8 protein-coding genes are annotated in these 9,742 nt (G+C 69.1%); 6 read left to right on the top strand and 2 right to left on the bottom strand.

The window, feature by feature from the left end; translation table 11 throughout:
• Window positions 1–595: fibronectin type III domain-containing protein (locus VFO68_RS14425; RefSeq protein ID WP_325158776.1), on the bottom strand; the 595-nt coding region annotated here is incomplete at its 3' end.
• Between the two features lie 281 nt (window positions 596–876).
• On the opposite strand from VFO68_RS14425, the gene VFO68_RS14420 reads away from it, so the two are divergent.
• The 5 genes from VFO68_RS14420 (at window position 877) to VFO68_RS14400 (ending at window position 6,531) form a co-directional block, all read left to right on the top strand.
• Window positions 877–2,061: a branched-chain amino acid ABC transporter substrate-binding protein gene (locus tag VFO68_RS14420; RefSeq protein WP_325158775.1), complete on the top strand. Its 1,185-nt coding sequence runs from the start codon at window positions 877–879 to the stop codon at window positions 2,059–2,061.
• 78 nt (window positions 2,062–2,139) lie between these two features.
• The gene (locus VFO68_RS14415) at window positions 2,140–3,096 is read left to right on the top strand and encodes a branched-chain amino acid ABC transporter permease (protein ID WP_325158774.1); all 957 of its coding nucleotides are present in this window, start codon (window positions 2,140–2,142) and stop codon (window positions 3,094–3,096) included.
• The gene (locus VFO68_RS14410; RefSeq protein WP_325158773.1) at window positions 3,093–4,940 is read left to right on the top strand and encodes a branched-chain amino acid ABC transporter permease; all 1,848 of its coding nucleotides are present in this window, start codon (window positions 3,093–3,095) and stop codon (window positions 4,938–4,940) included. The genes VFO68_RS14415 and VFO68_RS14410 overlap by 4 nt, the downstream gene beginning before the upstream one ends.
• 65 nt (window positions 4,941–5,005) lie before the next feature.
• Window positions 5,006–5,821: an ABC transporter ATP-binding protein gene (locus VFO68_RS14405; protein ID WP_325158777.1), complete on the top strand. Its 816-nt coding sequence runs from the start codon at window positions 5,006–5,008 to the stop codon at window positions 5,819–5,821.
• Window positions 5,818–6,531, top strand: coding sequence for an ABC transporter ATP-binding protein (locus VFO68_RS14400; protein ID WP_325158772.1), 714 nt, complete (start codon window positions 5,818–5,820; stop codon window positions 6,529–6,531). Before VFO68_RS14405 ends, VFO68_RS14400 begins: the two co-directional genes overlap by 4 nt.
• A 1-nt stretch (window position 6,532) precedes the next feature.
• Here VFO68_RS14400 and VFO68_RS14395 read toward each other — a convergent pair whose 3' ends face one another.
• Window positions 6,533–6,949 carry a hotdog fold thioesterase gene (locus tag VFO68_RS14395; RefSeq protein WP_325158771.1) on the bottom strand — a complete coding sequence of 139 codons (417 nt, stop codon included), beginning with the start codon at window positions 6,947–6,949 and terminating at the stop codon, window positions 6,533–6,535.
• A gap of 89 nt (window positions 6,950–7,038) precedes the next feature.
• On the opposite strand from VFO68_RS14395, the gene polA reads away from it, so the two are divergent.
• A complete protein-coding gene (gene polA / locus VFO68_RS14390; RefSeq protein WP_414635504.1) occupies window positions 7,039–9,693 on the top strand; it encodes a DNA polymerase I in 2,655 nt (884 codons plus the stop codon).
• Window positions 9,694–9,742 lie beyond the last annotated feature (49 nt).

Raw genomic sequence — 9,742 nt, 5'->3', positions numbered from 1 at the left:
GTTCGGCGAGGTCGACGCAGCCCCGGTAGCCGGACAGGTGCCAGTGGGAGCCGACCTCGTCGGCGCGAACGGTGCGCGGGTCGGCGAAGTCGTCGTAGAACCCGGTCAGGCCGGCGCGCCACGGCTCCGGTGCCGGACCGGGGGTCGCGGTCACCGCGGCGGGCGCCGAACGCTGTCCGAACTCGTCGACGCCACGCACCTCGACCTGGTAGGAGGTCCCGTCGGTGAGTCCGTCGAGCTGGACCTCCGGTGCGATCACCCGCCGGACGCCGGGCGGCTGGCCCGGCCGCCGCCAGCTCACGTCGTAGCCGGCCGTCCGGTCGCCCCCCGTCCGATCGTCACCGTCCGACCAGGACAGTCGCAGTTGGCCGGACCCCGGCGAGGCCTGCAGGCCGGTGGGCTGCGGGGGCGGCTGCCCGGGGTGCGGCAACACCACGTTCTGCGCCGCGTACCGGTTGACCCGCACCGGCAGTGGAACCTGCACGGGCTCGTCCGGCGGAGCCACCGGATCATCGGTCGCCCGCAGGGCCACCACCGCCCCGACCACCAGGGCCACGCCGCCCAACCACGCCAGTAGGCGGTTACGGCTCGGCATCCTCCAAATCCTAGGCGACGGTTCGTTACACCACCGACGCATCTGTCCGAGGAGCGGACAGCTATGAGGCGTTTTCGTTGCAGTCTGGTCACGAGGGCGGAGTGGGCGTGACTACCCACCGCATCAGTTACTACTTTCCGGCCCAGCCCTCTGACAGGGACGTGGGCGGTGTCCGGCATGCTTACCCGCAAGGTTCGGACTACCGCGGTTACGCAACGAAGGGACGTGAAGTGCGAAACCAGACGGCGAAGGCCGCAGTGCTGGTCGCTGCTGGCGCATTGGTGCTCGCAGCCTGTGGCACGAACAAGGAAGAAACGCCGCAGGGCGGAGGTGGTCAGGCCGCTTGTGACACCAGCAAGGGGACACTGATCGTCGGCGTCGTCGCCCCGCAGTCGGGCAACCTGTCGGCGTTGGGCCTCGGTATCAAGAACTCCGCTGACCTCGCGGTCAAGCAGGCCAACGAGAAGTGCACGGTCAAGGGCTACAAGCTGGCTCTGCAGACCGAGGACGACCAGGCCACCGCGCAGGTGGGCGCCCAGGCCGCCACCAAGCTGTCGTCCAACCCGAACGTGGTTGGCGTGATCGGCACGCTGAACTCCTCGGTTGCTCAGAGTGTGCAGCCGGTGCTCGCGCAGAAGAAGATCGCGCAGATCTCGCCCGCGAACACCAACCCGTCGCTGACGCAGGGCACGGACTACGTGAACAGCAAGAAGCGGCCGTTCGAGACCTACTTCCGGGTGTGCACCACCGACGCCCTGCAGGGCCCGTTCGGTGCCACCTACATGGTCAGCAAGGCCGGTAAGAAGTCGATCGCGACCATCAGCGACGGCAAGACCTACGGCGTCGGCCTGGTGGACGAGTTCAGCAAGCAGGCCACCAAGCTCGGCGCGAAGATCGTCGCGAACGAGAAGGTCGGCGAGAAGGACACCGACTTCGGCAGCGTGATCGCCAAGATCCGCACCGCGAACCCGGACGCCGTGTACTACGGCGGCGAGTACCCGATCGCTGGCCCGCTGTCCAAGCAGATGAAGGCCGCCGGCCTGAACATCCCGCTGATGGGTGGCGACGGCATCTTCGACGGCAAGTTCATCGAGCTGGGTGGTGTCGACGGCGACCTGGCCACCTCCGTTGGTGCGCCGACCGAGTCGCTGGCCAGCGCCAAGGCGTTCATCGACGCGTACAAGGCCGGTGGCTACCCGGAGGCGTACAGCGCCTACGGTGCGTTCTCCTACGACGCGGCCAACGCGCTGATCGGTTCGCTGGCGTCCACCCTGGGCGACAGCGGCACCTGGAGCGACGACAAGCGCGCCGACCTGCTGAAGAAGATCGGCGAGTACAAGGCGACCGGTGCCACCGGTGAGGTGGCGTTCGACGAGTACGGCGACAGCACGAACAAGCTGCTGACCGTCTACCAGGTGGCCGGGAAGGACTGGAAGCCCGTCGAGACCGGCAAGTACGAGGGCTGACAGACTCCGTTCCCAATCGATTGAGCCGAGCGGCGGGGGCAGGCACCGTGCTTGCCCCCGTCTCTCATGGAGGTACATGTGTCGACGCTGCTTGAGCAGCTGGCCAACGGCCTGGTGTTAGGGGGCACGATCGCGTTGATCGCGATCGGGTACACCATGGTCTACGGGATCATCCAGCTGATCAACTTCGCCCACGGCGAGGTGTTCATGGTCGGCGCCTACGGGGCGCTGCTCGCGTTCATGTGGTGGTTGCCGTCCGGTGCCAAGGACGACTGGTACATCACGCTGCCGATTCTGCTGGTGATCGCCATCCTGGTGTCGGTCGTGGTCGCCGTGCTGATGGAGCGCCTGGCCTACCGGCCGCTGCGCAACGCGCCACGGCTCGCGCCGCTGATCACGGCGCTGGGCGTCTCGGTGTTCCTCCAGGAGTTCGTCCGGGTGTTCTACGTCTGCCCGTCGCCGACGGGGGAAAAGGTCGCCTGCGCCACCTCGGCGGTTCCCTTCCCCGAGGCGTTCGTGAAGGGCGGCCTGCACGTGCCGATCGGCCAGGGGTTCACCATTCCCTGGTCCGGCATCCTGATCATCGTCGTGTCGCTCGGTCTGGCCGCCGTGCTCCAGGCCTACGTCGCCCGGTCGCGGATGGGCCGCGCCATGCGTGCCACCTCGGCCGATCCGGACACCGCCCGGCTGATGGGCGTCAACCCGGACCGCACCATCGTCATCACCTTCGCGATCGGCGGCGCGCTGGCCGGCATCGCCGGTGTGCTGTTCGGCGTGAAGTACACCAACGTCAACATCGACATGGGCTTCCTGAACGGCATCTTCGCGTTCACCGCGGCGGTGCTCGGCGGCATCGGCAGCATCAAGGGCGCCGTGGTGGGTGGCTTCGCCATCGGCCTGATCAAGACCCTCGCCGGGCAGTACCTCCCCGGCGGCACCGGCTATGACCTAGTGTGGATCTTCATCCTGCTGATCGTGGTGCTGGTGTTCCGGCCGCAAGGCTTCTTCGGCGAGACCGAAAGGGTCCGCGCATGACCCACCTCGAGTTCGCCGTCTTCGTCCTGTCGTTCGTGGCGTTCCTGGTACTGGTCAGTCTGGCCGGCCGGGGCGCGACCGGGCGCACGTCCCTCGGCCGCCCGGCGGCGATCGCCGGTGGAGTGGTCACCATCGTGGCGGCGCTGCTGCCGTGGGCGACCTTCGTCCTCAACGACGGGCCGTACCCCGCCAAGTCGACGCTGCAGTTCTTCGACGAGCCCTACTCGCTCGGGGGTTACCGGGCGCAGTTGGCCCTGTTCGGGATCGCGGCCCTGGTCCTGGCCTTCGCGCCGATCGCCGGCAGGTACCGCGCGATCCGCGGCATCGGCTGGGGCGTCGGCATCATGTCGATGGTCAACCTGCTGTTCATCGCGATCAAGGGCGGCGGCGTCGGTGCGATCACGGCCGCGGAGGGCACGGTCGCCTTCGGCGGTTTCGCCGGGCTCCTGGCCGGCGTGCTGCTGGTGGTCGCCGGGTCGGCCGGCGGGGTCGAGCCGATCCCGCAGTGGTCCACCAAGGTTCCCCGGGTGGTCGCCTACCTGGTGCTGCTGGTGTCCTTCGCCGGTCTGCTGTGGCTGGTCTCGGAAACGCTCACCACCGGTGGGCTCGGCGGTCCGGCGAGCCCCTACGCCGGCGCGGAGTTCCTGGCCTACCTCGGCTTCCTGGTCGGTCTGCTCAGCGCGCTGCAGGGCATCGGCCTGCTGCGCTGGATCTCCGCGATGTCCGAGGAGCACCGCGCGTTCAGCATCGTCGTCCTGCTGCTGTGCGCGTTGGGGCTGCCGTTCACCGAGGCCGGCACCGACTACTGGATGACCGTGGCGGTCAACATCGGCGTCTACGCCGCGACCGCGATCGGACTCAACATCGTGGTCGGCCTCGCCGGCCTGCTCGACCTCGGTTACGTGGCCTTCCTCGGCATCGGCGCGTTCGTCGCCGCCCAGCTGTCCGGGGCGGCCTCGGCCAAGCTCGCCGGCCCGATCGGCGAGGTTCCGTTCGTCATCGTGCTGATCATCTGCGCGGTGGTGGCCGGCATCTTCGGCGCCATCGTCGGCTCACCGACGCTGCGGGTGCGCGGCGACTACCTGGCCATCGTGACGCTCGCCTTCGGTGAGATCTTCCGCAAGTCCGCGCAGGAGAACATCGGCGGGCTGACCGGCGGCGCCAACGCGGTGCCCAACATCCCGCCGGTCTCGCTGTTCGGCCAGCCGTTCAACGAGTCGATCGAGGTCGGCGGCGCGAAGCTGCCGTCCGGGGTGCTCTACTACTTCCTCATCGTCATGCTGATCTCGGTCGTGATGCTGGTCTTCGCCAACCTGAAGGACAGCCGGATCGGCCGGGCCTGGATGGCCATCCGCGAGGACGAGGACGCCGCGCGGGCGATGGGGATCAAGACCGGCAAGGCCAAGATCCTCGCCTTCCTGGTCGGCGCGATGCTGGCCGGACTGGCCGGCGCGGTGTTCGCGCACAAGACCAGCACGGTGGCCTACGACAGCTTCCAGTTCCTGGAGTCGGTCACGCTGCTCGCCGCGGTGGTGCTCGGCGGCATGGGCACCATTCCCGGTGCCGTGCTGGGCGCGTCGCTGCTGTTCGTGCTGCCGGAGAAGTTGCGGGAGTTCAACGACTACCGGCTGATGATGTTCGGCCTGGCGCTCGTGCTGATCATGCGGTTCCGGCCGCAGGGTCTGGTGCCCGACCGGGTCCGGCGGGCCGAGTTCGCGGGGGAGACCGCGACCGGCGAGTCGATCGAGGTAGTCCAGGAACAGGCCGTCGTCGAGCATGAGCACGAACTGGCCGAAGCGGAGGCCGGGCCCAGACCGGCCGGAACCGCGGAAGGGCGGGCGTGACGATGGTGGAGACAGCGACGCCCCCCGTGGCCGCGCGGACGGTGCTCGAGGCGCGTGGCGTGACCATGATGTTCGGTGGTCTGACCGCGCTCAGCGACGTGTCCCTGCGGCTGGAGGAGGGTCAGATCGTCGGTCTGATCGGCCCGAACGGCGCCGGCAAGACGACCTTCTTCAACTGCCTGACCGGGCTCTACACCCCGACCAGGGGTCAGGTGCTGCTGTCCGGCAACCGGCTGCCGGGCGACCCGGCCCAGGTGACCGCGGCCGGGGTGGCCCGGACGTTCCAGAACATCCGGCTGTTCCCGAACATGACGGTGCTGGAGAACGTCCTGGTCGGCCGGCACGTGCGCACCAAGCAGGGGCCGCTGGCCTCGTTGGGGCACGGTCCGTCCTTCCGGCGCGGCGAGGAGGAGGCCCGCCGGCACGCCCGCGAGCTGCTCTCCTTCGTCGGCCTGGGCAAGGTCGAGGACGAGACGGCCAGGTTCCTGCCCTACGGCGACCAGCGCCGGCTGGAGATCGCCCGGGCGCTGGCAACCGAGCCGAAGGTGCTGCTGCTCGACGAGCCGACCGCCGGCATGAACCCGCAGGAGACCGACGACACCCGGCAGCTGATCTTCCAGATCCGCGACACCGGAATCTCGGTCGTGGTGATCGAGCACGACACGAAGTTCATCTTCAGCCTGTGCGACCACGTCTCCGTGCTGGTGCAGGGCATGTTGCTGGTGGAGGGGACGCCGGAGGTGGTTCGGGCGGACCCGAGGGTGATCGAGGCCTACCTGGGCAAGCCGCCCGAGGAGGTCGAGGCGGAGGTCCGCGAACTGGCCTCCGAACCCGACGGCAACCAACGCACCGGCCGGCACGCCGCCCAGGAGGACTCATGAACTTGTTGGAGGTGACGGATCTCAGCGTCGCCTACGGTGCCATCGAGGCGGTTCGCAGCGTCTCGTTCACCGTGGCCGAGGGCCAGATCGTCTGCCTGATCGGGGCGAACGGGGCCGGCAAGACGACCACGCTGCGCACCATTTCCGGTCTGCTCCGGCCGCGCGCCGGGGACATCCGGTTCCAGGGCAAGTCGATCGCCAAGATGCCGGCGCACGAGATCCTCAACCGGGGTATCGCGCACAGCCCGGAGGGCCGGCGGGTGTTCGCCCGGATGACCGTGGAGGAGAACCTGCTGCTCGGCGCCTACACCAGGACCGACAGCGCGGGGATCAGCGCGGACGTCCGGCGGGTGTGCGAGCTGTTCCCGGTGCTGGGCGAGCGGCGGCACCAGAAGGCCGGGCTGTTCTCCGGCGGCGAGCAGCAGATGCTGGCGATCGGGCGGGCCATGATGTCCCGGCCGAAGCTGCTGATGCTGGACGAGCCGTCGATGGGGCTGTCGCCGATCATGACGCAGCTGATCTTCGACACGATCCGGGAGCTGCAGTCGCAGGGCACCACGATCCTGCTGGTCGAGCAGAACGCGCTGGCCGCCCTGGCGTTGTCGGACCACGGCTACGTGGTCGACCTGGGGTCGACCACGCTGGACGGGCCCGGGCACGAACTGCTTGCCGACGAGCGCGTCCAGGCGGCCTACCTCGGGCAGACCTGATTCACGAGCCGGGCGGGCGGTCGCGCACCACGCAGGTCAGTCGCGCGGTGCACGATCGCCTGCCCTGCTCGTCGGTGATCACGATGTCCACGGTGACCGTGCCGCGTCCGACGTGCAGCGGCGTGGCGACCCCGGTGACGATGCCCTCGCGCACGCCCCGGTGGTGCGTGCAGGACAGTTCCAGGCCCATCGTCGCGCGGTCCAGTCCGGCGTTGAGCGCGGCGCACGCCGACCCGATCGTCTCGGCGAGCACGGCGTTGGCGCCGCCGTGCAACAGGCCGTAGGGCTGCAGGTTGCCCTTGACCGGCATCGTGGCCACCACCCGGTCGGCAGACCACTGCGTGATCTCGATGCCCAGCTTCGTCGGCAGCAGCTGGTCGACGAACTCGGGTGGGATCCCGGGAAAAACCGCGGTCAAGACGCCTCCTCAGTACTGTCGGAGCTTCACCCTAGACTCGGCGCGTGACCGACACGCGCCCCCGCCTGCTGCTCATCGACGGCCACTCCATGGCCTACCGGGCGTTCTACGCACTGCCCAAGGAGAACTTCTCCACCCAGACGGGTCAGCACACCAACGCGGTCTACGGGTTCACCTCGATGCTGATCAACCTGATCCGCGACGAGAAGCCCACGCACATGGCGGTCGCGTTCGACGTGTCCCGCAAGACGTTCCGCAGCGAGGCCTTCGCCGACTACAAGGCCACCCGCAGCAGTACCCCGGACGAGTTCAAGGGTCAGGTCAGCCTGATCGAGGAGGTGCTGCGGGCGCTGTGCGTGCCGTTCCTGGCCGTAGACCGCTACGAGGCTGACGACCTGATCGCCACGCTCGCCACCCAGGCGGTCGACGCCGGCTTCGAAGTGATCATCTGTAGTGGCGACCGGGACGTCATCCAACTGGTCAACGAGTCGGTCACGCTGCTGTACCCGAGCCGGGGCGTGTCCGAGATGTGGCGGCTGGACCCGCCGACCGTGCTGGAGAAGTACGGCGTCACGCCGGCCCAGTACCCTGACTTCGCGGCGCTGCGCGGCGACCCGTCGGACAACCTGCCCAAGATCCCCGGGGTCGGCGAGAAGACGATCACCAAGTGGATCAACGAGTTCGGCTCGCTCGGCGAGCTGGTCGACCGGGCCGACGAGGTGAAGGGCAAGGCCGGCGACGCGCTGCGGGCCAACCTGGCCAACGTGCTGCTCAACCGGCAGCTCACCGAGCTGGTCCGGGACGTGGCGCTGGAGGTCGGGCCGGGCGATCTGGCGCTGCGGCCGTGGGACCGGGACGCGGTGCACCGGCTGTTCGACGAGCTGGAGTTCCGGGTGCTGCGTGACCGGCTGTTCACCGAGCACACCTCCGTCGAGCCGGAGGCGGAGTCCGGGTTCGAGGTCAAGGGCGGCGCGCTGGTGCCGGGCGAGCTGGCCGCCTGGCTGCAACGCTGCGCCGGCAAGGAAACCCGGGTGGGGATCTGCTTCCGGTACACGCCGACCGGGGCGTCCGGTGAGGCGGTCGAGCTGCGCACCGTGGCGCTCGCCGGGTCCGGCCAGGAGGGTGTGTTCATCGACGTCGGCACGCTCACCGAGGAGGACGAGCGGGCACTGGTCGCCTGGCTCGCCGACGCGGACGCGCCCAAGGTCGCCTACGACGTGAAGCGGTCGCTGCACGCGGTGCGGCACCGGGGCTGGACCCTGCGCGGGCTGGCCACCGACACCCAGCTCGCTGCCTACCTGGTGCGGCCGGGCCAGCGCTCGTTCAGCCTGGACGATCTGGTGCTGCGGTACCTCAAGCGGGAGCTGCGGGTCGAGGAGCAGCCCGAGGAGCGGCAGCTGTCCCTGCTGGACGGGGCGGAGGGCGACGAGGCCAACCTGGCGGCGGGGGAGATCCTGAAGGCCCGGGCGATCGCGGAGCTGGCCGACGCGCTGGACGCCGAGCTGGACAAGATCGGCGGAGCGCGACTGCTGGTCGAGATGGAGCTGCCGCTGCTGGAGGTGCTGGCCGAGCTGGAGGCGGCCGGGATCGCGGTGGACGTCGAGCTGCTCGCGTCGCTGGACGCGCACTTCGGGGCACGGGTCAAGCAGGCCGAGCAGGAGGCGTTCGCGGTCATCGGCAAGGAGATCAACCTCGGCTCGCCCAAGCAGCTGCAGACGGTGCTGTTCGACGAGCTGAACATGCCGAAGACCAAGCGCACCAAGACCGGTTACACCACCGACGCCGACGCGCTGACCAACCTCTACGCCGCGACCGAGCACCCGTTCCTGGCCCACCTGCTCGAGCACCGGGACGCGAGCCGGCTGAAGATCACGGTCGAGGGCCTGATCAAGTCGGTGACCGACGACGGGCGGATCCACACCACCTACAGCCAGACGATCGCGGCCACCGGGCGGCTCTCGTCCACCGAGCCGAACCTGCAGAACGTGCCGATCCGCACCGACGAGGGGCGCACGATCCGGGACACGTTCATCGTGGGCTCCGGCTACGCGGAGCTGATGACCGCGGACTACAGCCAGATCGAGATGCGGATCATGGCGCACCTGTCCGGGGACACCGCGCTGATCGAGGCGTTCCAGTCCGGGCACGACTTTCACGCGGCCACCGCGGCCCGGGTGTTCTCGGTCGAGCCCGGTGACGTGACCGGCGCGCAGCGGGCGAAGATCAAGGCGATGAACTACGGGCTGGCCTACGGCCTGTCCGCGTTCGGACTGTCCCAGCAGCTACGCATCTCCACCGACGAGGCCCGCGCGCTCATGGACGAGTACTTCGCCGAGTTCGGCGGGGTGCGGGACTACCTGCACTCGGTGGTGGACCAGGCCCGCAAGGACGGTTACACGTCGACGATCTTCGGCCGGCGCCGCTACCTGCCGGACCTGACCAGCGACAACCGGCAGCGCCGGGAGATGGCCGAACGCATGGCCCTCAACGCGCCGATCCAGGGCAGTGCCGCCGACATCATCAAGGTGGCCATGCTGGGCGTGCACCGCGGCCTGCGGGCGGCCAACCTGCGCAGCCGGATGCTGCTCCAGGTCCACGACGAGCTCGTGCTCGAAGTCGCCGAGGGCGAGCATGCCACCGCCGAAGCATTGGTGCGCAAGGAAATGGGCGGCGCCTACGACCTCCAGGTCCCGTTGGACGTCTCCGTCGGCTTCGGCCGCTCCTGGAACGATGCCGCGCACTAGGCCGCGGTCTTGGGGAGAGGTGTGCTCGCGGAACGCGCTCGCCGGGGGC

The organism is Actinophytocola sp., from assembly GCF_035712165.1.
GTDB lineage: Bacteria > Actinomycetota > Actinomycetes > Mycobacteriales > Pseudonocardiaceae > DASYTH01.
This window is presented reverse-complemented; position numbering and strand designations above follow the sequence as displayed.

Excerpts from the sequence above, each read along its gene's own strand:
- VFO68_RS14400 (WP_325158772.1), top strand. The coding sequence starts at position 5,818 with ATGAACTTGTTGGAGGTGACGGATCTCAGCGTCGCCTACGGTGCCATC.
- polA (WP_414635504.1), top strand. The coding sequence starts at position 7,039 with ATGGCCTACCGGGCGTTCTACGCACTGCCCAAGGAGAACTTCTCCACC.
- VFO68_RS14405 (WP_325158777.1), top strand. The coding sequence starts at position 5,006 with ATGATGTTCGGTGGTCTGACCGCGCTCAGCGACGTGTCCCTGCGGCTG.
- VFO68_RS14410 (WP_325158773.1), top strand. The coding sequence starts at position 3,093 with ATGACCCACCTCGAGTTCGCCGTCTTCGTCCTGTCGTTCGTGGCGTTC.